Here is a 22,828-nt window from a genome sequence, read left to right as displayed (position 1 = left end):
ATATATAAGGTGAGGCCATGCTAGGGCGGAGAGTGGTTGGGGACTATGCCTGATTGGATTTTAGTATTGCCTGATCCTATCGGAGTGCTCGGTGAGCAACCTGAAATCTGGTGGTAAAAAACGAGACCAAAGGAAGAAAGGCGACGGACTTATTTACCCTGTTCTAATGTGTGCTTCGGGTCGAAAGTCGTCTTTCGGTAACGCCATCGTGTAGTGGCCTATGAAACCGGACACCCATTTAGGCGAGAATGCTCGCCAGACCGAGGTATCAGGTGAGATTGGCGATGGCGAAGCCATGATTCTTGCCGTCGTGGCTGGCACTGGTCTGTGCCAGATGCCGTGCTAGAACAAATTGATGGCGATTTCGGGCAAAGGCAACGGGACTGGCAGGCTGGGAAGTGAATGGGTCTCCATGGCCTATGAAAAGCTAGAAATGATCAGCTAAACAGCCTATCCGGCGACACCTAAAGACTCTCAGGGTCGCCAAAAAACATTTTGACTTGGCTCTAGGGTGGTAGTTACAGCCTGAAAAAATCGAATTATGCCCCCAGGTTTGCCCCCATTTGCACCGGATGGGTGAGCGATCGCGAATGGCGATTCCTGATAAACACCAGCGTGGCTTTGGCTGGCTTTCAGTGTAATTCCACATTTGATCTTGAAGGAGGGCCAGAACTCAATCGTCAAGAGGCCGGCTATCAGCGAGGCTAACCGGTAAATCCGAATTGGCTGACGGTCATGGATCTTTTCTAGCCGGTTATCCGATCCTCAAATTGATTAGCGTCTGGTGGCGCTCGTTTCCCCTAGGATCCTCCCGGCATCTTGTGCAGGAGGAAGTCCAAATACCCGTGAATAATCCCTGCTGAATTGTGTCGCACTTTCATAGCCGACCTCGAAGGCAGCTGCCATGACACTCTTGGCGTGGGCCACCATCAGTGTTCTAGCCTGGAGCAGGCGAACCCGTTTTTGATACTGCAAAGGACTCAGGCTGGTGACTGCCTTGAAGTGGCGATGAAACGCCGAGACGCTCATTGAAGCTCGTTGCGCCAAGCGTTCCACCCCAATGGGTTGCGCGAAGTCACGGCGGATCCACTGGATCGCCATGTTGATTCGGGCCATCGCCGTATCGGGCGCTGCAATCTCGCGCAGCATCCAGCCATGGGGACCCTGGAGCACACGGAAGATGATTTCCCGTTCATAAACCGGGGCCAGGGCTGCGATGGCGTCCGGATCGCCCATCAATCGCAACATTCGCACCCAAGCATCCATCAGATCGGTCGTGACTGGAGCAACGGAGAATCCGAGAGTGTTTTCAACGTTGCTGGCAGGTTTGGGCAGGTCTGCAAACAGCGTTGTCAGCACTGTCGGGTCCAGCGTCAGGCTCACTGCCAAGTAAGGTTCTCCCGATTCGCTTGGATGAACAGACCCCACTGCTGGCAAATCAATGGACATGACGAAATAGGTCGCAGGGTCATACCGAAGCGTCCGATCCCCCACGCTCATGCTTTTACTGCCTTGCAGGATCACATTGATCATCGGGTCATAGACCGCCGCCAGCATGTGTTCGGGGATCTTGCCCTTGACCATGGCCACGCGGGGAATGCCCGTTTCGGTGCGGCGATTTTCAGCCTTGGCCGCGAGCGCCCTGAGTTCATTCAGTTGATTGTCCATGCTGGGCATGCTGACGGCAGAACGCTGCGCCATGCAAGCGAAAAGCAGAAACAGGCAGGTTTCAAGTAGAAACGAGTACGACCCTGGCGACCGTGATGATTACTGTGGGGCCACCTATAAGCCACAGAGGAACATAAAATGAGCGTCATCGTCATTACCGGCGGTAGTCGTGGAATCGGTGCCAGTGCAGCCGAGCACATTGCTCGGCGCGGTATGGGTGTCATCCTGACCTACAACGCTGATTCCCAGGCCGCCGCCTCAGTCGTAAAACGCATCGAGCGCGTCGGTGGCAAGGCTGTCGCCCTCAAGCTCGACGTGTCTAATGTTGGCAGCTTCGAAGCGTTTCGCGAGTCAGTGGTACTGACCTTACGGGACACCTGGAACGCCACCCTGCTAAGTGGCCTGGTCAACAATGCCGGGTACGGCCTGTTCAATCCCTTGGCAACTGTCACCGAGGCGCAGTTCGACGGCCTGTTCAACGTGCACCTCAAGGGGCCGTTTTTTCTCACTCAAACCCTACTGCCGCTGCTCGCGCAAAATGCCAGTATCGTCAACCTGACCAGTGCCACTACCCGCGTCGCCACCGCTGGCGTGGCGCCCTATGCTGCCTTCAAAGGCGGGCTCGAGGTGCTCACCCGTTACATGGCCAAAGAATTCGGCGATCGGCGCATACGGGCCAACGCGGTATCACCCGGCGCCATCCGCACCGACTTGGGCGGGGGGCTAAACGCTGAGTTCGAGGCGAAGCTGGCGGCGCAAACAGCGCTCGGCCGGGTCGGCGAGCCGGAAGACGTCGCGCGCGTCATTGCCATGTTGCTGTCAGAAGAGGGCGCCTGGATCAATGCCCAGACGGTCGAAGTGGCCGGTGGCTACAACATCTGAATACATGAGGGTTTCGCCATGCTGGATCATATCTTTTTGTCCGTGAGCGATATAGCACGGTCTATCCGTTTCTACGAAGCTGCCCTGGCCCCACTGGGTATCACCGCGCGCCTGGACTACGATGGCAAGGACGGTCCACCGGGTCATCCTGACCTGAAAGGCTTCGGTGCCAATGGCCGGATGTTTTTCTGGTTGCGTGAGGGCGTTGTGGGTGGGCGCGCGGTACATGTTGGTTTTGTCGCAAGCAGCCAGGCTGAAGTTGATGCCGCTTATACCGCTGCCCTGCATCAGGGTGCGGTGGACAACGGCCCACCTGGGGCACGCTTGCATTACGACCCCGATTACTACGCGGCCAATGTGCTGGACCCGGATGGGTACAGCCTCGAATTCGTCTACAAGAAATGGCAGCACGTCCAATGAGTACGCTACTGATCTACGGAGCTACAGGCTATACCGGTCGGATGGCTGCTGAGCGAGCAAAAGCGCTCGGTCTGGATTTCGAAATCGCCGGGCGTAATGCCAAGCGTCTCGAATCGCTCGCAGCGCAATTGGACGTGCCTTATCGGGTGTTTGATACCCATGATGCCGAAGGCTCTTTATCTGGCATCTCAGTATTGCTGAACTTCGCCGGGCCGTTTGCACGAACGGCCGAGCCGTTGATGCACGCCTGTATCAAAGTCGGCACGCACTATCTGGACATCACTGCCGAGATCAATATTTACCGCATGGCCGAGGGGCTGGGCGCTGAAGCGGCAGCTAACCACGTCATGCTGTTGCCGGGTGTCGGCTGGGATGTCGTTCCTACCGATTCGCTGGCGGTGCATGTTGCCAAGCGTGCAGTAAAACCGGTTGCGCTGAGTATCGCGCTTCAGGTCCCCGGTTCGATGTCTCGCGGGTCTGCGATGAGCGTCAGCGAAATCCTCGGCGCAGGCGTGCTCGCCAGGGTTGATGGCGAACTGGTTGCAACACCGGACGCCGCGCCGCGGCTCTTTGATTTTGGCCAGGGACCGGTCCTCTGTGCGCCGTTGTCATTCGGCGATCTGGTGACGGGCTGGCATTCGACCGGCATCCGCAACATTGCGATGTTCGTGCATATCACGGGCGAAGCGTTTCCCGAAGGTGATCTGTCGCAGTTGCCTGATGGTCCCACACCCGAGCAAAGGGCTGCTCATCGCGCGCGGGCAGTGGTTGAGGTCACCGGGACTGATGGCGCAATCGCGCGCTCGGTGATTGACACCGTCAACGGCTATTCCTTTACGCCGCTGGCGGCGATAGAAGCTGCGCGGCGAGTAATGAACGGTGAGCAGCAGCCGGGTTTTGCAACGCCGGCCAACGTGTTTGGTGGTGGATTTGCCCAGAGTATTGCCGGCACGGTGATCACCGACTTCTGAGGTGAGTGTTGGCTGTTCAAGAGGCTGTTATACATGCTGGGTTGGGGCGGGCGTCCTGAATCTGGCCGCGTCCCGTGCCGGAGGCAGACCGAACAGGCGTGAATACTCCCGGTTGAATTGGGAGGCGCTTTCGTAGCCTACGGCATAAGCGATGGACGTCGCGTCCAGCGTATCGAACAGCAGCAGCCAGCGCGCCCTTAGCAAGCGCAGGCGCTTCTGGTACTGAATCGGTGTCATGGCGGTCACGGATTTAAAGTGCCGATAGAAGGCGGCAACGCTCATGTCTGACATTTGCGCCAGTGGCTCGACGCGAAAAGGCTCTGCGTAATGCTCCCGGATCCACTGGGTAACCCGGCGGATCTGCGTCATTCGGCCATCAGGTCGTGCAACGTCGCGCAGAATATTACCCAGTGGTCCTTGTAGCGCGCGCAACAAAATTTCGCGTTCGATCATCGGCGCCAGTATCGCGACCTCATTTGGGCGATCCATGAGTCGCATCATGCGTAACCATGCATCCATCATTTCAGCGGGCGCGTACACGCCCTCAAAACAAGCGTTTTGCGCCGCCCTCGGCGCCTTGCCCTCGTCCATCAGCAACGTAGCGATTACATCGGGATCCAGGGTCAGGCTGACGGCAAGATAAGGCTGATCCAGGGTGTCGGCGTGTACCTGGCCCGTCGCGGGCACATCGACGGGCACCAGAAAATAGGTGCCCTCGGTGTATCTGGAAACGTCCGCGCCGATCGACAGGGTCTTGGTGCCTTGGAGCACCAGATGCAACATCGGCTGATAGACCTGATCCGCACAGGCCTCTGCCCGGACCATGGCCACGCGGGGTAATCCGGTTTCGGTCCACTTGTCTTGTGCGCGCATCACGATGCTGCGCAGTTCTGCCAGTGATTTTTTCATGCCTGCCACCGTGAGCTAAATCCAGGTGCGTGGCAAGCCAGCTGAGAAGAATAGGCAAGGATGAGCGAATAACCGGCAAACGTCTGATCGTTCAATCGCTGAATATTGATGACACGCGGCTCGTTGCACCAGCGGTCATGCAAGCCCCGACTGCAAGCAAGCCTCATATCACGTCATATCAAAGGTCAGTTTATGAAACTCGAAGGAAAAATAGCGGTGGTCACGGGTGCGTCCAAAGGCATAGGCGCCGGGATCGCCAAGGCTTTGGCCGCAGAGGGCGCAACAGTCATCGTCAACTACGCCTCCAGCAAGTCCGACGCGGAGGCAGTCGTTGCGCAGATCGCAGAGCGTGGCGGTCGCGCTTTTGCTGTCCAGGCAGACATGAGCCTGGCAACAGATGTGGTGCGACTGTTCGAAACGATCCGGATTGAGTATGGCACCCTGGATGTGCTGGTTAACAATGCCGGTGTCGCGGTGTTCCAGATGATCGATGACCTGACTGAAGAAGCCTTCCACAAGCAGTTCAACCTGAACGTGTTGGGCTACCTTCTGGCTGTACGCGAGGCCGTCAAGCTGTTGGGGCCGACAGGCAGCATCATCAATATCAGTTCGATTCTCAGCACCGATCCCTACCTGGCTTCGAGTGTTTACTCGGCGACCAAGGGCGCGGTCGATACCTTCACCTTTGCACTGGCCAGGGAGCTGGGCGCGCGTGGCATCCGGGTCAACTCGATCCTGCCAGGGCACACGAACACGCCGGCGACTGACGGAAATTTTGCCGGTGAATTTGGTGAAAAGCTCATCGCGGGCACTCCGCTAGGTCGCTTCGGTGAGCCGGAAGATATCGCACCCTTGGCCGTGTTTCTGGCATCGCAGGATTCGCATTGGGTGACAGGTGAATCCATCCGGGCTTCAGGCGGTGTTCGTGGTGTGGGCTACTGACCCCACTGAACCAACCAAACACACGCCCCCGTTACCATTGAGCAACGGGGGCGTGCTTGTAACTGGGCGAATCAGACTTGGGCCATGCCGCCGTCTGCAAAAATTTCGGCGCCATTGACGAAGCTTGAGTCGTCACTGCCGAGGAACAGCGCGGCTTTGGCGATTTCATCGGCTTCACCGACTCGCCCCATCGGGACGAGGGTGCCGAGGTGGTCAAGCATACCTTGCTGATGTGCAGGATCATCACCTGCATAGGCCAACAGTGCAGGCGTGTGGACGGGCCCCGGGCTCAGTACATTGACCCGAATGCCTGTGCCTTTGAGGTCAAGAATCCAGCTACGCGCCAGGTTGCGAACCGCCGCCTTGGATGCAGCATAAACGCTGAACGCAGCGGTGCCTGCGATGCTGGCGCTTGACCCCGCCAGGATCACGGATGAGCCTGAGACCAGGAGTGGCAGCGCTTTCTGGACGGTAAAAATCAGCGCTTTGACGTTCAATCCGAACGTGTCGTCGACCTGCTGCTCGGTGATCTGACCCAGGGGCAGCAGCGTGCCGCCCCCTGCGTTCGCATACAGCACATCAATACGGCCTGCCTCGGTCTTGATCCGTTCGAATACGTGATCAAGGTCTGCAATCAGCGTCGAGTCAGCCTGGATACACGTCACGTTGCCGCCGATTTCATCCTGTGCTGTCTTTAATGCGTGGAGGGTGCGCCCGGTGATGTAGACACGCGCGCCTTGCGCTGCAAACAGTTTGGCGGTGGCCAGGCCGATGCCGCTGGTAGCGCCAGTGATGAGTGCGATTTTGTCGTCGAGTCTGTCGGAGATCATTGTTCCCAGCGCCTAAAGAGCCTGACCTGAAGGGTTCAGGTCAGCAACTGAAGGCGAGTCTAGAGCGGGGTGATCGACCTCAGAAGCCCGCCGGGGTGGAGTCTCAATCCACGCGCATGGATAATCGATCTACACTGTGCTGAATGCGCTGTCCAGCGCTTCAATTTTTAAAATTCTCCTTGCTGAACAGCTCTACTGCCCAGTCAATAAAAACGCGCAATTTTGCACTGGGATGACGCGCTGCCGGGTAGACCAGTTGGAGCGGATGGGAAGGCGGGGTCCATTCCTTCAGGATCGGCACCAGGCGTCCGGCAGCGATATGCGCACGCGCACTAAAACTGAAAATTTGCCCGATACCCATCCCGGTCAGTACCGCTTCGGTCAGGGCCGTGCTCTCGCTCACGCTGATGCCAGGCTGGCCATTCACTTCGTATCTCTCACTGTCTTTGGCGAAGTGAAGAGGCAGCGTCTTACCCGTGTTTGAAAAAAAATAGCGAATCGTACGGTGGTTCTGCTCAAGCTCCTGTGGATGGGCAGGAGAACCAAAAGAAGATAGATAATCAGGTGTGGCACAAGTGACGAAGTCCGCGTTGCAGAGATGGCGTGCGATCAGCGAGCTGTCTGGTAACGCGCCGCCGCGAATCACGCAGTCGACGCCATCGCCGATGAGATCGGCAGGACGATCACTGACTCCGAGCATCAGTTCCAGGTCAGGATAGCGCGCGCGAAATTGCGCAAGCGCCGGGATGATCACCAGGTTGGCCAGTGATGAACCTATGTCCACACGAAGTCGGCCATGGGGGCTCGCTCGCGTTTGCCGAGCGGTGAGATCCATCTCGTCCAGGCCCGCCAGCAGATTCAAGGCTTGCTCCCTGTAGACTTCACCTGCCTGTGTGATGGTGAATGAACGGGTGCTGCGCTCGACCAGCTTGGTACCCAGGTGCTGTTCCAGATCCTGGAGCAGTTTACTGACGGAGGAGCGGGGTATGTTCAGCGAATCGGCGGCTTTCGCAAATGAGCGAGCGTCCGCAATTCGGATGAAGACCCGTATGGCGAGAAGTTGATCCAAGGCTGCGCTCCATGAAGGGGGGGAGGGTCGAAATTAACCTGACGGTTAACGCTGCGTTGCCTCAATCTTTCGTATCAAAGGCCGTTTGGCGTCTATGAGCGTTGTTCAAGCCGACGAATGCCCGGAGTCGAAGCTTTTTGGAAGATGCGCAGTACTGAGTGGCTCAGAAGTCTGCGGTGGCTCGTGTTCTGCCAATACCAGAGAAATTGCTTTGCTGGCAACTTGGGCTACTTCCATCAAGCGTTTTCGAGACAGGCCACTGCATGCTGCGGCGGATAGGCCCCGCAGGGTAATCAGCACGTAGTCGGCCAGCGTCTGCGCGGCTTGCGGGCAAACCTGGTCGAGATAACGACGGATCGTCTGAATCGCGGCATCACCCAATGTCTCTGCCATCTTTCGGGCAATCGGGTCGTCCGCCCGCATGCCCTCGGTGATCAAGCATCCACGCAAGGTTTTATCTCGTCCGTATTGCGTCGCAGCGCTAACCAACAGGGCAGTCAGCGCTTGAGCAGGAGCTCGATCCGGCGCCAGAAGTCTGTCTAAAGGAAGCGCGCTTTCACCGGCGTAACGACGCATCGCCCGCTCGAAGAGCTCTGCCTTGCTACCGTAGGCGGCATAAAAGCTCGGGGGTTTGATGTTCATGGCATTGGTCAGATCGGACAGGCTCACGGCGTCAAAACCGTGTTGATGAAACAATGCCTGAGCGATGGCTATCCCTTGCTCGCGGTCGAAGGCGGGACGGCGCTGCCGGTTGTTTTCGTTCATGGTCATCTCGCTGAGTCGATACGGCGACTGTAGCGACCGCTACAACGTATATCAATCGCCGCGTGCAGGTCTTTTTATATAGTGGTCGCTAAAAAACTTGTGGGTGGGCGCAAATCTATATAGTGTTCGCTACATAAATTCCTGGAGGTGTTTCTCATGCTGTTCAACAATAAAGTCGTTTTGGTAACCGGTGGCTCTTCGGGCCTTGGCTTCGCGATTGCAGAAGCGTTCGTCAACCAAGGTGCCACTTTGATCATAACCGGGCGTCGCCAGGCCCAACTCGACGATGCCGTGAGCCGCCTCGGTGCAAACGCGTCTACCGTATGCGCAGACATTTCGGACCCCGCCGACCTTGACGCGCTATTCGGTCACATACAGACGGTCCATGGCCGTATTGACGTGCTGATTGCCAACGCTGGGACAGGTGCAGTCGAGCCCTTGGGAGCAATCACCGTCGCAGGCTTCGATAAGCTGTTCACAACCAACGTCAAGGGCACGATTTTCACGGTGCAGGGTGCGCTACCTTTAATGGCCAAGGGGAGCAGTATCGTCATCATTGGCTCGACCGCATCCATCAATCCTGGCCCCGGCCTCGGTGTCTACGGGGCTACCAAGGCAGCGCTACGGGCGCTGGTGCGCAGCTGGATCCTGGATATCAAGGGCTCTGGCGTTCGCATCAACCTGCTCAGCCCAGGCCCGGTGAACACCCAATCTCTGCGCGATGTACTGGGCGAGAACGCACAGCAGATCATCGATGTTCTCAGCGAGAAGAGCACGCTTGGTCGTATCGGTCAGGCCCACGAGATCGGCCAGGCCGCGCTGTTCCTTGCAAGTGATGCGTCGAGCTACGTCAATGGCGCCGAACTGTTCGCCGATGGTGGTGCATCTCAGGTCTAGGCGGGTACGGAGCAGACCTCCCCTGTCGTTAAAAAGCTGTATTTGCTGCCGATGAATCGGCCATCAAGGAGTTACCTAATGAGCGACTTTACTGGTTCGGCAATAGATCATATGGGCATCGCTGTTTCGGACACCTCGTATTCTCAAGCCTTCTACGAACCAGTGCTCAGGCCGTTAGGGATTACCCTGGTGATGAGTATCGAGGCGAATCCGACAGGGCTGAAGCCTCGACGGCTGGGGTTTGGTTCTGGAGGAAAGCCTTTCTTCTGGTTGCATGACGCGTCTGTCGCCAGTCACGGGGTGCATATAGCACTGATCGCCCCAAGTCGTGAGTCGGTTGATGCTTTCCACGCGGCCGGCATTGCTGCCGGCGGGCGGGACAATGGGCCGCCGGGCATCAGGCCGCACTACCACGCCGATTACTACGCCGCTTATGTGCTGACACCTGATGGCGTGAATTTGGAAGCCGTTTGCCAAGTGGCCTCTTGATCGAGGTTCACATCAGGTCCATTCCAGATGCCAGGGGGGCAGCCTCAATTTTTAGAAGCGGCATCGGCTACCAGCGGCAGCACCTCCGTCGCTGCGCGAAAGCGTCAATTACTGCGTTTGAGGATCGAACTGTTTGTCTCGGATAAATAGCGCCGAAACACGCCGCAAATAAAGTAAGCCGAGCTCATCACTAGAAAGAGCGACAAGCGCTAAACGAACTGCAATACGTTGCTTACTTCTTTACGCGGTTTCTGGGGCCAGTTGGCCACACCCGGGTAGCCAACCGTGATCAACATCACCGGCACTTCTTCATCCGACAGCCCAAACTCCTTGGCCACTGCAACTTGATCGAACCCGATCATCGGCGTCGAAACCAGGCCTTGGCCCTTGGCGGCCAACATCAGGGTCATCGCGGCTAGTGAGCCAGAGCGGATGGCTTCGTCGCGCTGCAATTGAGCGTTTTCCTTGTACATGCCTTGAGCCGCGCCCACCCACATGTCATAGACGGACTGGTCAATGATTCCGGCATCCAGGGTCGGCTTCAATGCATCGGGCAAAGTTAGATGCGGGTTCAGGGTGCCGCAGACAATAAACGTCACAGCGGCGTCCACGACCTTTTGCTGACCGAATGCCAATGGCAACAAGCGCGCCTTGGCTTGGATGCTGTCTACGGCTAGGAACTTCCAGTTTTGCAGGTTGAAGGCGGACGGAGCGTGCGTAGCCAAGTCGACCAACGCGGTGATCTGAGCGATCGTCAGTGAACGTTCAGTGTCGTAGCTGTTGGCGGAGACGCGAGACTTAATAACTTCAGCGATAGCGGACATGGTGATCTCTGTGCGGGATAAGGATAGGCAGGGCACGTTAGTCACTGTTGAACCTGCGCTTGTTTCAATTCAGCGGCTGAAACCGTCGAATGGGGTCATGTAAACGGCGCCGAACGGGTCCAGGCGCTTGCGGATTTCAGCGTCGGGGGTGCCGTAGACCACCAGGCAAGTGACGGTGCACAACTCCAGGAAACGCTGGCCGAAAGGCGCAAACGTGGTGTCGACGTGGCTTACCACGGCATCGACGTTATAACGCTCAAGGATGTGCACGGTACTGTTGTCTTCGTTGACGCTGTATTCGTAAACCAGTGTGCCCGGCTCAGCCTTGGTGGCAGCAACGATTGTGGCGATCAGTGCTTTGAATTCAGCGAACTCTGTGGGTTTTACCGCAAGTGAGAACAGGCAGGAAATATGGGGATGCATGGTGGCGGTCTCCGGCAGATGGATGACAAAAACCTGCACGGCAGCATCACTGGATTAGCTGATGCATGCGGTGCAGGTCGGGGCGTCAGGATTTTTCGGGGGCTTGGGCGAATAGCTTGCCAGCGCCGGCCCAATCCGATGCGGCTACGTCTTCGAAAATCACGTAAATGTGACTGGCATCGGTACCGGTGTGTTTAACGATGCTTTCGGTGATGTCGGCTGCAACAGCGGATTTCTGCGCATGCTCCTTACCTTCGAACCAGCTCACACGTACGACGGGCATGATGTATTCCTTCTAGGACATTGATATGGGGAGGTGCGCGAAGTGCACCGTTGCCTTGCTGGAATCCATCGTACTGTTGAATACGGTGGCGATAAACGGCCTGAAGCTATAATCTGGATAGACTTAAATTCTACAATGGTGGGCGCAGCATGGTACCTATCGACTCCTTTCAGGGCGTCATCACCTTCGTTGTGGCGGCGCGCTCGTCCAGTTTTACCCAGGCAGCAGATCGCTTGGGACTGTCAAAATCTGCCGTAGGCAAGGCCATTGCGCGTTTGGAAGAGCGTTTGGGCACGCAGTTGTTTCATCGCACGACGCGACGGATATCTCTCACCGCCGATGGTGAGGCCTACTTCGTCGCGTGCTCCACGGCCTTGGAGGAAATCGGCACCGCTGAAAGCGGGCTGGGGCCAGGTGGTGGTGAACCTTCTGGCCGTTTGCGGGTTGATATCCCGGTGGCCTTCGGACGGCGGGTCGTCGCCCCACTGCTGTTTGAGATCGCCAATAAATACCCGGCGCTGCAATTGAGCCTGACGTTTTCCGATCATCTGGTGGACCCGTTCGAAGAGGGTATCGATTTGTTGGTACGGTTCGGCGAACTGCAGGACACCAGCGGCCTGGTAGCGCGACGATTGACCCGCCAACGCTGGGCCGTCTGCGCCTCCCCTGACTACCTTGCGCGCTTCGGCACCCCGCAAACCCTGGAAGAGCTGACCCAGCATCGTTGCATCGTCGGCCATCGACGCGGCCAGCCGCTGGCATGGCGAGTGATGCAGGCGGGTCAGACCGTCCGTTACGCCCCTCCTTCAACGCATCAGATCGGCGATGGCGAAGTCATGATTCTTGCCGCCGTGGCTGGCGCCGGCCTGTGCCAGATGCCGCGCAGCCTGTTCCAGAATGACATCGAGGCCGGCAGGCTGGTCGAGGTGTTGCAAGCCTATGAGCCCGAAGCGGTTGATGTGCATGCGGTCTGGCCGAAGGTGTCGCACCTGCGTCCCAAGGTCCGCTATGTGGTCGATGAGTTGGTCAAGTTGTGTTCGCATTGGCAGTAAACGCTGTACACGCAGTCATTCGTTGAACAGATCGAACATCAGTTGTCCGAACCATTTATTTCCGGGTCCGGTTGTATTTGCTCGGCCAGAATAAGTTGATGGCGATTTTGGGAAGCAACGGAACTGGAGGGCTGGGAGGTGAATGGATCTCCATGCCCATAAAAAGCCAGAAATGATCAGTTAAACAGCCTGTCCAACGACGCCTAAAGACTCTCAGGCAAGCCGAAAAACATTTTGACTTGGCTCTAGGACGGCGGTTTCAGGATGGAATTTTGATGCTATGCCCCCAATTTTGCCCCCGGTCGCAGCGGGTGCGCCGGCGATCGCGACTGGCGATTTCTGACACGGACCAGGGTGGCCGTCAGCGGCCTTCAGTGTACGCCAGTCTCGGCTTGTTCGGAGCATGCCTGATGATTGGTTGCCCAGGGCAGGGCGTCAAGCGCACTTTAGGACCGTACAGCGTCCTTGCGCATCTATCATTTTCAACTTGATCGCTGCTCGGCAAACCCAGGCGGCTGGTCTACGTGAGCCGTAGCTAGGCGCGCTGTGCGTCGCGCTCGTGACAGTGATGGCACCGGCTACGACTGCCACGACAGCCATGCCGGTTGAGTGAGAATGAATCAGGCCATGCTTGGACTACGGCTCGTCACGCGGATGGCCACGGCCTTGGTGATCGTGCCTTCTGACTCGCTACATTCCGAGTTGGTCGAGCCGCGTGCAGACGGTATGGAGTCGCATCATTTTGCCGGACACCCCTTCGCTCGCGCTCGACAACCTAGCGGGCACTGATCCGGCTGGTTACGCTGGCCTTGAGGATGGTGTCGATTGGCACTGGGATCGCATCTTTGCAGGTGCCGCGTTGACGACATTGCTGGGTGTCGGCGCGGAGTTGGCTGCACCGGAGAATCGCCAAAACGGGGATCGCGTCATCATCGCAGGGCGTGACAGCATGCAGGACAGCGTGAATGAGGTCGGGCAGGAGATGACCCGACGCAACCTCAACATCCAGCCAACGCTAACTGAGCGTCCCAGATTGCCGGTCCGCGTCATCGTCAATCGCGATCTGATTCTGGGGCCGTATCAGCCTCTGTTCTTCGATCGGGGGATATCAAGATGAGCACATCGCGCAAGCTGCGGCTGGGGCCGCTCCCCAAGACCGAGAGCGTCAAGCCGACCATCATGTGCCCAGCGAGATTGAAAGCCGACTTGGACCGCTATGCGGCATTACACGGTCAAGCGTATGGCGAGACCGCCGATGCAGCGACTCTCATTCCGTACATGCTGGAGGCCTTTATGGCAGGGGACAGAGGATTTAAGAAGGGCGACCCGAAATAGCCGCGTAGGACACACTAGGCTTACGGTCCCACAATGCGCATTCGGGGATCCTGAAGCCTGGATCGAGCGCGAGGGACCGGTTCAACTTGGCTAGGGAACAGTCCTCAAGGGCGGCTGGACTGTTAGCCGAGCCGGCCATGGCGTTCGAGTATTCGCATCAAAATGCTGTTCGCATGACTGAAGTTCTCGCGCTGATCGCGAAGCTCATAGGCCCATTTTTCGCCGTGGAAGAGATTGTTGCGTAGGCGCCAGACGATCATCAGAAGAGCTAACATTCGGTCGCGTGGGGGGTCGTTCACCCCTTCAACAACCTCCTGAACGAGACTAAGGTGGTCTGAGGGCCGGAGTTTCAGGTGAGGGAAATGGTGAGTCAATTCACCGTCGGCATAGTAACGATTCCGAAAATAGGCAAGCTCCCCCTCGTAGAGCTCAGCTCCTAGCGTTCTGTCCAAAGTCCAGGCATCGATTCGATCGCGGATGCGATCAGTCCGGGCGTGGTTCTCCATGATCTGTGCCTCGAAAAGACTCCAAAGAAAGGCGAAGTCGAATATGACGCGGCGATCAAGATCTGGTAGGCGCCGAAAGCTGGGGGCTCGGGCTTCAAGCCATTGTTCACTTGCACTAAGTTCCTTGTCAGTCATGGCTCAGTCGTCCAAGTATTCGTTGCGTGGGTCCAAGTTCGAAAAGTCCGTTAGCGTGTCGCAGTTCAGACAGTGGTACATCTGTGATGCATCTTGAAAGTGCATGCCGCACAGGCAGCCGCAGTAGGGGCAGCATTCATAGATCTCAAGGTCGCCCCATTCCCATACCCCAAGATACTCCGGCACAGCGTCACGGTCATAGCCAATGACCTGGAACGCATCAGCGTTCTTGGCGACAAATCCGTCTAGGCCAGCGCGCATGAGAATGGGCAAGATCTCTGCAGGCTCGATTGCGAACCACTCGCCGCGCACATGGGTCGACTCGAAGTGCTGATGAAGCTGGCGTTCAAGCTGAAAGGCATCGGCTACTTCGATCCATCCGAGCAGTTTCAGATCAAGAGGGTTACCGGTCTGGAGATTGCGCTTACGCTCCTCGATGTTCTTCGCCACCCCGATCTTGATAGGAGAGCATCCGTTTTCATCTTCGCCAATGAAGTAGACCGGCAAGTTACTTCCCCTAGGCCTTCAACCGAGCCGGTCGAGCAGCATTTCGACCATTTCTTTGTTCGAGTAGGCGACAATGTCGAGCGGAAGGTTTTCCTGCCGCATAAGCGCGATTAGGACACAGGCCGTGAAAGCCCAGAATGATGAATCGGCTGGCAGAGTGTAGCCACGGATCATTGCTGTCAGCCGTTCGGTGATCGGTGGATATTCGCTATTGCCCCAACGTGCATGGGGCGGCGTCATCGCATGAACGATGACGGCGGCGAGCGTGATGCCCATCGCACGCTTGTTCTGGACCTGGGCGAAATCGTGTCCGTGTACCTTCGCATAGGCGGCGAGCTCGCTTGTCATGAAAGTTCGGGCATAGGTGTCGCAGGCGATTTCCTCTTCAGGTCGCGTAGAGGGCGCGCGTTTATCGGCGCAGAACATGACGTGCTGGAATTCGTGTAGCAGGGCGAAGGCCAAGGCGAGCGCAACAAGGTCGAATGCCGCCATGTGCTGAATGTTGCCCAGGCCATCACGGTCGGCGCTCGGCAGGGGGATGTCCACCGGCCAGGATACGTCTGAGGTCTGTTCGGCTGTGATGAGCGACTGGGCGGCGGCGATGCGCTGCTTGTAGTCGAATTCATATTGGCCGCGTTCTTCATCGACACTGAGGGCTTGGTCGAGCGGTAACCCGTTGGATGTCGCGACAACTAAGGCTGGTGCGTACACCTCGATGGCCCGCCACGAGCTGAAGCCAAGCAGCCAGAACAAGTCGATCGTCTTAGTGTCGAACTGGATACGTTTCCCGTTGGCATTCATCGTCACGCCCTTTCTACTTGGCGCGACCTCGACGGCATGGCCGTATTGGCTCCAAAGACCGCTGATTTCATCGGCTCGTTCGGGCACGGCGCCGCGGAGGAGATATAGGATGATCGTCCGATCAGATGGCTCATTCGTCATTGTCGTTGTCTATTCTGTGCTCGTGGGGGGCAGGTGGTTGGCGACGGTCACGCGGCTTGCTCGTCACAGCGGGTTTGCCGTCCATCTGTAGATGAGTGATCGATGAGATGACTGAGTTCGCCCAAATCGTGCTGCATTCGATGTCGCCATCGCGTTCAAACCAGTGGGTCGCGCCGGGGATGAGATCAAACGGGATGGGATGTGTTGCCAATGGGTTGTGAAACACTTCCAGTTCCTGACACCAAGCTTCGCCCCACGGCCAGAGTGCTTGGTATTCGGTACTGTCGACGGCAAGGTTGAAATCGATAGGCTCTAATGCGCCCGGAGCTCGGTCGAAGAGAATGCCGCGCCTGATCATCGTCAGCCCGGGCGGTCGCCATCCTGCCAAGAAACCCATGCGGTTGAATTTGGCGAGCGTTGCAGAATTACTGAAGATGACGGCCGAGAGGTGTGCGAAATTTGGGTCGCGGAAGAGCCCAGCAGGAATGCTGTGTTGGCCCGTCAGATTTGCGATCGGCACTCCAATCGCGCGACGATCAGTGCCATCGCCGGTGACGTCCGCGCGTAAGCCGTAAAGGTAGGTGGGAAGAGCCTCGCGGCTCCAAACCATGGAGCCGAAATCATGGAAGTCGGCGATCGCTAAGGCGAACGGCTGTCCTTTTACATGGTCCAGTTCATGATAGTTGCGCTGGAGCTTGCCGCGCAGCGTCTTTGCGAATCGTTCCGCCGGGTTGCCTGTGAGCCGTTCAATGCGATCCTTTGGGGCATGAACCCATTTCCCGATGCCGCCGGCGCGTGGAAGCTTGGAGTTTGCTGTAACTGCCTCAATCCAGCATGCGTTACCTTCCTTCTCGATCAAGAAGTCGGGAGAGACATGGTTTTGTCGGACGTTCAAACCCTGCTCACGAAAGCAGCTGAAAAGGTAGAGCTCGAACAGACGGGACGCGAAGTTGTTGGTTTGAAAATCCGAGACGAAATTGGCGTCGGGGTTGGGAAGCGCGAGGTAGCATTCGCCGACCGCCATGAGCGCCGGCAGATGGTTGATCGTGGTTGTCAGCAGCTGGAACTCTGGAGACGTCCCACGCGGCCCCGGTTTCAGCAAATGCGGGCGACGCCTGACTCCTGGCGGCAATGGTTCCGGTGGATCACTGGCACGCATAGCGACGGTGAGTCGGTCTAGTGCAGCCTCGGGTGTGGAGTAGGGCCCGCTTTCATCTACTTTAATCCAACAGTGGTCGATGCGGCGGCGCATGGCCAGATATGTGAAAGCTCCTGTGTCCGGATCAAGAAGAATGCAGCCGGTTACGCCACCAGTTCCGGCCTGATAGGCACTGAAAATATGTGCGGGGTCGAAATTGGGACCGTGTTCGAGCGACAGGGCATAGAGCTCGAATTGGCGCTGGCTGATTAAGGTGAAAAGTCGAGTTTCGCCGGTTGCGGACATGGTCGGCCTCTTAGCCCTGTATGTAGCAGATGCGCGAATTCAAGTTCCTCTTCACAAGGACTCCGTTGCGGCAAGGATGTCGGTGGACTCCCAGTTGTCGATCTGGCGGATGGTCACGAACTCACGGTCCCAGACGCCCCAATTCACGGTCAATGGTGCCTGTGCCAGGGGATTGTGAACATAGGTGATTGGCCGAACCTGACGCGAGAGGTTGCCAAGGCCAACCCGTGACCAGATCACGCCAGAGATATCTGCGAAGCGCTCGTCAAGAAATGCCGAGCGCGGGATCGGATTCCGTTCTCGGTGGATCAAGGGAGAGACGTGAAAGCCTTCTTCGATGACATCGCCTGTATCGCGATCGATAGTGAGGAAAGCATCGCCGATGGGGAACAGCGTCGTCATGATGAGTGGTAAGGGATGTTCGGGGACATAGATGCCGAAGCGGCTGGCGCTGATCGCGACGATGCGAGCGTCTTCCGGGGCGATCACGCCCTGTTCGATATAGCGGCTGATCTTCCTTGCTTTGGTCCAGAATGCCCCGGAGGTCCGAAGTTGCGCTTGACGGATCGGCGCAGCAATAAGGCCACCGCCCTCATTGATCGGCACAGGACGCACAATCCGTTCTGGTCCCGCAGCGCCTCCGTCTGGAGCTATAGCTTCGATCCAGATACGGCGATTCTCTTCAAGCACGCATAGGTCGGGCTGGCCGCCTTTGCGCTGACGGTCGGCGACGGGCAACAATGTGCGCCCCGCCTCAAGAAGTGTGCAACCCAGATACATCTCCCAGAAGCGTCCATCCACGTCACGTGCGAATCCCTGGCGGAAGTCTGGATCGGCATAGGGCTCGTAGTGGGTCCACATCTCTTGCAGTGTGACGCGAAGCTGCTGCTCAACCGGGCTTTCGGCGGCCTTCAGGTTCTCGAACCCCAGATCGAGATTGGAACCGTCAACATCGAATAGGTCGCTCATTGTCTGATTGTTTCCATATGCAAAATATTCTTTTCTCGTGAGAGTATTATTAGGTATGTGTGCGTCTCAAGGACGACGCTAATGGCCACAGTGGTCAGGCGTCGATCCAAGAGAGACAGCGCGCTCTGGATTGTCCTGCGCCTGATATCCTAGTAACAGTTTGGCTGGTTCGGTTGAACCTAGCAGAACATGTGGTCGCTAAGGTACAGCGGTTGCTTGAGGTGCTTTTACGATAGGGTGACGGGCTGGCTGCACTGGGTGCAACCGTAGGACTGAACAAATCGATTGTCGAGCTGACCGGCTTTGATCCTGCCGAGGTAGCAGCCGACGGTTGGCTGGCCTATCCGGCGCTCGATCGGTTGGCTCAGGTGGCATCGTTGAACATGGCTCAGCAGATGTTCCTCGCCCGCTGCAAAGGCTTGCACGAGGTGTGGCAGCGCATTCCCAACGGATACTCAAGTTATTGTTGGAGCGGGCTGGATGTCCGACGGGGACCGTCAGGGACCTGGGAAGCCTTCGGCTGTTGCAGGCACTGTTGAACATTCTAGAAGGACTGAATGCTCAGGATGAGGCAAACGATACCTTCGCCTCAGCCAGGGAGCCTGTGGATTGGAGCGATCGCAATGAGTCCATGGCCTCCTTGTTCTTGAATAACGATCTCAGAATCGCCGATGCGCACGAGGACGTTGATCGCTGCTTGGCGACACTGCAAGAGCTTGGATTCGATACCGTAAACGTCCATGCAGGCTACGGACGAGCACTTGATTTCATCTTAGATGGTGTTATCAATGCTTTGGGGGTAATGGCCTCGGCTATCGAGAAGCTGTTTAGGGGCAGCTGAGGGGGCTGATGGAGCAGGGGGGGGGGCGGCTTAAGCTGTCTCCTGTATGCACGTAAGACGGCCAGATCGTTTCAGCAGCGATGCTGAAGGACATCTGACAAATGACATGGAAAGACTGGCTTACTCAGCAAAGCCAATTAACGCGAGGACAGCAAAGATGCTCGATAACGCCGAATTCTTCAAGAAAGAAGAACAGCAGTCACACTCTTTCGTATATTTTGATCAAGGCCCACCCTATTGCGAGCTAGGATGGAAAAAATATAGACAATTCAATAGCCTGATAAATGAGTGGCTCCAGGATTTTGGGAAAGTACATGGCGTAAAGGTCTATGTATATGAGTACGAGTTAATTTTCGTTGAGGGTGCATTTTTATGGGGCTTCAGCTTTCTTGAATCGGACTGTAAAAAAAGAGACGAATTAACCAATCTCCTATTAAGTGGGGTGATGAAAATTATAGACTCATTCCCCAGCATGAAAGGAAGGAGCATACTAAATAATCATAGCAAAAACTTTTCACTACACCCCGACCTGGCAATGCACTATACCGGCTTGGTTTTAAATGCTGAGTATTCACTAGAAGCTTCATACCGGCCACCAAAAGAAAAATCATATGAAAAAGACGACATCGATCTTGATATATTCAAGAGGCCGATATCTGTAGTTGAATTCAAGAGATTAATACAGGAGCACCTGTCTATAAGTTCAAGTAGCGATTTGAGCTACATCCATGCGCCAGATGGGTTTTTCTCAAACAAATATCGGGCAAATAAATACCTAAGAGAAGAGTTTTTGCCTGTCAATTATTTTTTGATGAAGAGGTCGATACCAGATCATGCCATTCTTGAACTTGGCACAGAAAAAGAGAATTTCGATGCTAAAATCACTGATGATGAAAATAACCAAGAAATAATAATAGAGGTCACTCTGGGGTGCCCGAAAAACGATTATCTTTTGCACTCGCTAGCTAGCGAGACGCACGACGGCACATTTCCACTAAAGACAATGGCGTACCTGAAGCAGGAAACCGATACTCTTGCCGCCAGAGTTACAAAAGCCATCGAAGATAAACACGATAAAAACTATCAAGACAAACGCATCTTAATGGTAGTTGTGCCAAGCGAATACACCTACCAGGGCGAGGAGTACATAATCGAAGAAGTCATTGATGAAGTGCGCGATTCTGTAAAATTAAAGAAAGGAAATTTTACGGAGATAATCATGCTGTGCGGAAAGAAATTCTTCACCCTTTTCTGAAATTAATTCATGAAAATCCTGGAGAAAATTTCTAGCATTGGCAGCGCACCGACCTCATGGTCAAAGACAGTTGAATCAACAGATCAGCAGGCTCTTTGGCGCACTTTGATCAAAGAGTCGTTCTTCCAACTGCAACGGGACATTGACGTTCTGCAGAGGTGGCAGGAAGACACCAAAAGCCGCCAGCTCAAAGAAAGGCGCAAACGCGCCCGATCCTTAACACTAGGTCGAGCGCGCGCTCAGAATGCGCTATACATCCGAAGGCGAATCATTTCAGGGACAGAACATGACTACCGTCTATATTGATGAAAGCGGCCACAGCGGGGACATGATCAACAGCGGCACGCAGCATCCAGCCATGGGGACCTTGAAGAACACGATACAGAATCTCACGTTCGTAGTAGGGGGCAAGGGGCGCGATGTCCTCGGGCCGGTTCATAAAGCGCAATAACTGTACCCAAGCATCCATCAAGTCGGTCGTGACAGGAGCTACCGAGAAGCCCGCATTCTTGTCGTATTGCTCGCTGAGTTTTGGAAGATCGGCCAATAAGGTTGCTAGTACTATCGGATCGAGTGTCAGGCTGACAGCGAGGTAAGGCTCTCCATTGGTACTGGTATACTTGGCCTTCCGCCGGCAACTCAATGGACATCACAAAATACGTCGATCGTAGCGCAGCGTATGGTCTGCGAAGCTGTCTCGTTTTGGTGCGAATGCAGGGTTGTCCAAATGAATCAGGGCGGTTTGAAGATAGATGCCGCGACTCACCCGGTAGGCGTACGAAACCGACAGGTTGCTGGACGCATCGGCGTAATCCAGGTTTGCCGCTGACGCATTGCGCATTGCGCATTGCGCATTGCGCCTTGCGTACTTGCTTGTGCCTTCCATACGATGGCTTTCGCAATAGCTTATAGCTAAGCCGCATTTACGATGCTGAGCGTGACCAGCTCTAAAGTTGGCGCCACTTAATCGTAGGCGAACTGGTCAATCAACCCCAGACGTGGAACGTGGGTGTTTGGCCGTAGTAGAGCGCCGGGAGCAATGACTGCGTTTGCTCCAATTTTGCAGCCGTCACCGACTAAGGCACCGAATTTTTTTACTCCCGTCACGATCACATTGTCACCATGGCGGATTTTGATATCTGCACCATCCAGTTCATTACGGTAATTGGCAATTATTGCACCTGCTTCAATATTCACGCCCTCGCCGATCAATGAGTCGCCGACAAAGTTGAAGTGTGCCAGCTTGCTTCCACCGAGCATGAAGCTGCTTTTCATTTCGCAGCTTGGCCCAACGATGCAATTGCTGCCGAGGTAAACGCCTCCACGTAGGTAAGCTCCCGCCGCCACAAATGATCCTTCGCCGATGATAATCGGGCCTTTCAGCACAGCCCCTTGCTCCACAACGGCGCTTTCGTGGATGGCACAGTCTCCATGGCGCCGATAACCCGCACCAAGACCTGCCAGCAAGGCCAAAATTTGGTTTTCGCAGTCTTGAGAAACAAGCCAAGCGGCAGGGGGCACCAAGCCTAGCAATGGCCACCGAGTAATAAACATACTGATCTCAACTAGCTTCATAGAAATTCCTCCGGTATGGGTAATGTGCGGGTAGATCCACGCGGCTGACGCTAAGGGAGTCTCCCGAAATTCACGTGCAGGCCATGCCTGGGCTTTGCTGAGCTGAGTAGATGACTTCACCGGACGGATACGCTTCGCGTCACCCACCCAAGGCAGTAGCCGTATGCGGTAGTTCCCCATGTACGGAGCTGTGCAGGGGCAGGTAACTGCCATCCCAACCGCGACCACATATTAGAAGCAGGAGCCGTATTCGATAGTTCGGCATATGCGGATTTGTGCGAGGAACTGCAGATAACAGCCGCACCAGCCGCAAACAGCAAAATGTCCATGTGCTAGCACTTAACGTCCACACTAGGGTTAGAATGCACATATAATACAGCAAAGATTGGCTGCCAAAATATCGAATCCCACCCTAATCGCTTGATTTTAAACATTTTCTATATAAATTGGTATGTATGGTAATGATGGTTTTCGACGTATTTGGAAAAACACTAGGCATTCAGAAAACGCAAAGCGAGTGGTATGTCTTTTATCTTGACCAAAGTACAGGGAAGCGCTCACGAGCTGTGGAAGTGGTCATTCCTGACTTTATTCATGAGGATGAAATTGCAGGGTGGCTGGACGATATTTACCATGAATCTGCAAGCGCTACGAGGCCGTGCGTGGTAAGGATCAAATAAGCCTCGTGTGACTGGAGTGTTGCTATTGAGATTGTAGCGGCATGCCCACTATGTACAGCTGACACAATGCGAACGGGATAAGAATGTTTCTAAGCGCTGCAAAGCCACGGGTAAGCAAGCTCTATGGATATCTACGTCTTATACTCTATTGATTGGTTAGCCTGAACATGCTGCCCTGAAAAATATCAGCAACGGCTGTCTTATCGGCGTCTTGG

26 protein-coding genes and 2 pseudogenes are annotated in these 22,828 nt (G+C 55.7%); 12 read left to right on the top strand and 16 right to left on the bottom strand.

Going from position 1 to position 22,828, the window contains the following annotated elements; translation table 11 throughout:
* Nucleotides 1-774 precede the first annotated feature (774 nt).
* Entirely contained in the window at nt 775-1,668 is an 894-nt protein-coding gene (locus BLU75_RS10770) for an AraC family transcriptional regulator (RefSeq protein ID WP_084376844.1), read from the bottom strand.
* Between the two features lie 138 nt (nt 1,669-1,806).
* On the opposite strand from BLU75_RS10770, the gene BLU75_RS10765 reads away from it, so the two are divergent.
* Genes BLU75_RS10765 through BLU75_RS10755 form a run of 3 tightly spaced genes read left to right on the top strand, consistent with a single transcriptional unit; the run spans nt 1,807 to nt 3,941 of the window.
* Nucleotides 1,807-2,550 carry an SDR family NAD(P)-dependent oxidoreductase gene (locus tag BLU75_RS10765; protein ID WP_084376604.1) on the top strand — a complete coding sequence of 248 codons (744 nt, stop codon included), beginning with the start codon at nt 1,807-1,809 and terminating at the stop codon, nt 2,548-2,550.
* An 18-nt stretch (nt 2,551-2,568) separates the two neighbouring features.
* Nucleotides 2,569-2,970 (top strand): VOC family protein, encoded by a 402-nt coding sequence (locus tag BLU75_RS10760; RefSeq protein ID WP_084376605.1) that lies wholly within the window; start codon nt 2,569-2,571, stop codon nt 2,968-2,970.
* On the top strand, nt 2,967-3,941 hold the full coding sequence (locus BLU75_RS10755; protein WP_084376606.1) for a saccharopine dehydrogenase family protein: 975 nt from the start codon (nt 2,967-2,969) through the stop codon (nt 3,939-3,941). Before BLU75_RS10760 ends, BLU75_RS10755 begins: the two co-directional genes overlap by 4 nt.
* 27 nt (nt 3,942-3,968) lie before the next feature.
* Here BLU75_RS10755 and BLU75_RS10750 read toward each other — a convergent pair whose 3' ends face one another.
* Nucleotides 3,969-4,850 (bottom strand): AraC family transcriptional regulator, encoded by an 882-nt coding sequence (locus BLU75_RS10750; RefSeq protein ID WP_084376607.1) that lies wholly within the window; start codon nt 4,848-4,850, stop codon nt 3,969-3,971.
* Nucleotides 4,851-5,042: 192 nt separating this feature from the next.
* Between BLU75_RS10750 and BLU75_RS10745 the strand changes: the two genes are divergently transcribed.
* Nucleotides 5,043-5,792 (top strand): glucose 1-dehydrogenase, encoded by a 750-nt coding sequence (locus BLU75_RS10745; RefSeq protein WP_084376608.1) that lies wholly within the window; start codon nt 5,043-5,045, stop codon nt 5,790-5,792.
* 71 nt (nt 5,793-5,863) lie between these two features.
* Here BLU75_RS10745 and BLU75_RS10740 read toward each other — a convergent pair whose 3' ends face one another.
* The 3 genes from BLU75_RS10740 to BLU75_RS10730 all read right to left on the bottom strand — a co-directional run bounded on the left by BLU75_RS10740 (nt 5,864) and on the right by BLU75_RS10730 (nt 8,456).
* Nucleotides 5,864-6,619 carry an SDR family oxidoreductase gene (locus BLU75_RS10740; protein WP_084376845.1) on the bottom strand — a complete coding sequence of 252 codons (756 nt, stop codon included), beginning with the start codon at nt 6,617-6,619 and terminating at the stop codon, nt 5,864-5,866.
* 163 nt (nt 6,620-6,782) lie between these two features.
* Nucleotides 6,783-7,691 (bottom strand): LysR family transcriptional regulator, encoded by a 909-nt coding sequence (locus BLU75_RS10735; protein ID WP_084376609.1) that lies wholly within the window; start codon nt 7,689-7,691, stop codon nt 6,783-6,785.
* A gap of 105 nt (nt 7,692-7,796) precedes the next feature.
* Nucleotides 7,797-8,456: a TetR/AcrR family transcriptional regulator gene (locus tag BLU75_RS10730; RefSeq protein ID WP_084376610.1), complete on the bottom strand. Its 660-nt coding sequence runs from the start codon at nt 8,454-8,456 to the stop codon at nt 7,797-7,799.
* 156 nt (nt 8,457-8,612) lie between these two features.
* Here BLU75_RS10730 and BLU75_RS10725 point away from each other — a divergent pair, with 156 nt between their 5' ends.
* A complete protein-coding gene (locus BLU75_RS10725; RefSeq protein WP_084376611.1) occupies nt 8,613-9,353 on the top strand; it encodes an SDR family NAD(P)-dependent oxidoreductase in 741 nt (246 codons plus the stop codon).
* 78 nt (nt 9,354-9,431) lie between these two features.
* Nucleotides 9,432-9,842, top strand: a complete 411-nt coding sequence (locus BLU75_RS10720) for a VOC family protein (protein WP_084376612.1) — start codon at nt 9,432-9,434, stop codon at nt 9,840-9,842.
* Between the two features lie 209 nt (nt 9,843-10,051).
* On the opposite strand, the gene BLU75_RS10715 is transcribed toward BLU75_RS10720, so the two are convergent.
* The 3 genes from BLU75_RS10715 to BLU75_RS10705 all read right to left on the bottom strand — a co-directional run bounded on the left by BLU75_RS10715 (nt 10,052) and on the right by BLU75_RS10705 (nt 11,372).
* On the bottom strand, nt 10,052-10,666 hold the full coding sequence (locus BLU75_RS10715) for a nitroreductase family protein (protein ID WP_084376613.1): 615 nt from the start codon (nt 10,664-10,666) through the stop codon (nt 10,052-10,054).
* 69 nt (nt 10,667-10,735) lie between these two features.
* The gene (locus tag BLU75_RS10710) at nt 10,736-11,089 is read right to left on the bottom strand and encodes a putative quinol monooxygenase (protein ID WP_084376846.1); all 354 of its coding nucleotides are present in this window, start codon (nt 11,087-11,089) and stop codon (nt 10,736-10,738) included.
* A gap of 85 nt (nt 11,090-11,174) precedes the next feature.
* Nucleotides 11,175-11,372, bottom strand: a complete 198-nt coding sequence (locus tag BLU75_RS10705) for a tautomerase family protein (protein ID WP_084376614.1) — start codon at nt 11,370-11,372, stop codon at nt 11,175-11,177.
* A 149-nt stretch (nt 11,373-11,521) separates the two neighbouring features.
* On the opposite strand from BLU75_RS10705, the gene BLU75_RS10700 reads away from it, so the two are divergent.
* The 3 genes and pseudogenes from BLU75_RS10700 to BLU75_RS10690 all read left to right on the top strand — a co-directional run bounded on the left by BLU75_RS10700 (nt 11,522) and on the right by BLU75_RS10690 (nt 13,759).
* Nucleotides 11,522-12,424: a LysR family transcriptional regulator gene (locus BLU75_RS10700; protein WP_084376615.1), complete on the top strand. Its 903-nt coding sequence runs from the start codon at nt 11,522-11,524 to the stop codon at nt 12,422-12,424.
* Nucleotides 12,425-13,133: 709 nt separating this feature from the next.
* Nucleotides 13,134-13,541: pseudogene (locus tag BLU75_RS10695) on the top strand (TraB/TrbI/VirB10 family type IV secretion system protein); the annotation flags it as partial.
* Entirely contained in the window at nt 13,538-13,759 is a 222-nt protein-coding gene (locus BLU75_RS10690; RefSeq protein WP_076954077.1) for a DUF2274 domain-containing protein, read from the top strand. The pseudogene BLU75_RS10695 and the gene BLU75_RS10690, both read left to right, overlap by 4 nt.
* Before the next feature lie 122 nt (nt 13,760-13,881).
* Here BLU75_RS10690 and BLU75_RS10685 read toward each other — a convergent pair whose 3' ends face one another.
* From BLU75_RS10685 to BLU75_RS10665, 5 genes are read right to left on the bottom strand one after another with little or no spacing between them, the layout of a single operon-like run.
* On the bottom strand, nt 13,882-14,400 hold the full coding sequence (locus BLU75_RS10685; protein WP_084376616.1) for a hypothetical protein: 519 nt from the start codon (nt 14,398-14,400) through the stop codon (nt 13,882-13,884).
* Nucleotides 14,401-14,403: 3 nt separating this feature from the next.
* Entirely contained in the window at nt 14,404-14,907 is a 504-nt protein-coding gene (locus BLU75_RS10680) for a GIY-YIG nuclease family protein (RefSeq protein ID WP_084376617.1), read from the bottom strand.
* An 18-nt stretch (nt 14,908-14,925) separates the two neighbouring features.
* A complete protein-coding gene (locus BLU75_RS10675) occupies nt 14,926-15,849 on the bottom strand; it encodes a phage exclusion protein Lit family protein (protein WP_076954079.1) in 924 nt (307 codons plus the stop codon).
* On the bottom strand, nt 15,839-17,293 hold the full coding sequence (locus BLU75_RS10670; protein ID WP_084376618.1) for a hypothetical protein: 1,455 nt from the start codon (nt 17,291-17,293) through the stop codon (nt 15,839-15,841). Before BLU75_RS10670 ends, BLU75_RS10675 begins: the two co-directional genes overlap by 11 nt.
* A 51-nt stretch (nt 17,294-17,344) precedes the next feature.
* Nucleotides 17,345-18,262, bottom strand: a complete 918-nt coding sequence (locus BLU75_RS10665; RefSeq protein ID WP_076954081.1) for a hypothetical protein — start codon at nt 18,260-18,262, stop codon at nt 17,345-17,347.
* 535 nt (nt 18,263-18,797) lie between these two features.
* Here BLU75_RS10665 and BLU75_RS27570 point away from each other — a divergent pair.
* Together BLU75_RS27570 and BLU75_RS10655 are read left to right on the top strand one after the other, a co-directional pair.
* Entirely contained in the window at nt 18,798-19,103 is a 306-nt protein-coding gene (locus BLU75_RS27570; protein ID WP_197676953.1) for a hypothetical protein, read from the top strand.
* A 106-nt stretch (nt 19,104-19,209) separates the two neighbouring features.
* The gene (locus BLU75_RS10655; protein WP_084376619.1) at nt 19,210-20,358 is read left to right on the top strand and encodes a hypothetical protein; all 1,149 of its coding nucleotides are present in this window, start codon (nt 19,210-19,212) and stop codon (nt 20,356-20,358) included.
* Between the two features lie 343 nt (nt 20,359-20,701).
* Here BLU75_RS10655 and BLU75_RS10650 read toward each other — a convergent pair.
* The 3 genes and pseudogenes from BLU75_RS10650 to BLU75_RS10640 form a co-directional block, all read right to left on the bottom strand.
* Nucleotides 20,702-21,023 (bottom strand): annotated as a pseudogene (locus BLU75_RS10650) (AraC family transcriptional regulator); the annotation flags it as partial.
* On the bottom strand, nt 21,008-21,244 hold the full coding sequence (locus BLU75_RS28295; protein WP_130909200.1) for a hypothetical protein: 237 nt from the start codon (nt 21,242-21,244) through the stop codon (nt 21,008-21,010). The gene BLU75_RS28295 and the pseudogene BLU75_RS10650, both read right to left, overlap by 16 nt.
* A gap of 77 nt (nt 21,245-21,321) precedes the next feature.
* The gene (locus BLU75_RS10640; protein ID WP_084376620.1) at nt 21,322-21,933 is read right to left on the bottom strand and encodes an LbetaH domain-containing protein; all 612 of its coding nucleotides are present in this window, start codon (nt 21,931-21,933) and stop codon (nt 21,322-21,324) included.
* A 455-nt stretch (nt 21,934-22,388) separates the two neighbouring features.
* Between BLU75_RS10640 and BLU75_RS28435 the strand changes: the two genes are divergently transcribed.
* A complete protein-coding gene (locus tag BLU75_RS28435) occupies nt 22,389-22,613 on the top strand; it encodes a DUF7661 family protein (protein ID WP_423213265.1) in 225 nt (74 codons plus the stop codon).
* The last annotated feature ends 215 nt before the right edge of the window (nt 22,614-22,828 follow it).

Origin of the sequence: Pseudomonas mucidolens, assembly GCF_900106045.1 — a bacterium.
Classification (GTDB): Bacteria; Pseudomonadota; Gammaproteobacteria; order Pseudomonadales; family Pseudomonadaceae; genus Aquipseudomonas; species Aquipseudomonas mucidolens.
Note: the sequence above shows the minus strand (reverse complement) of the source record. Positions and strands in the feature narration are given on the sequence as shown.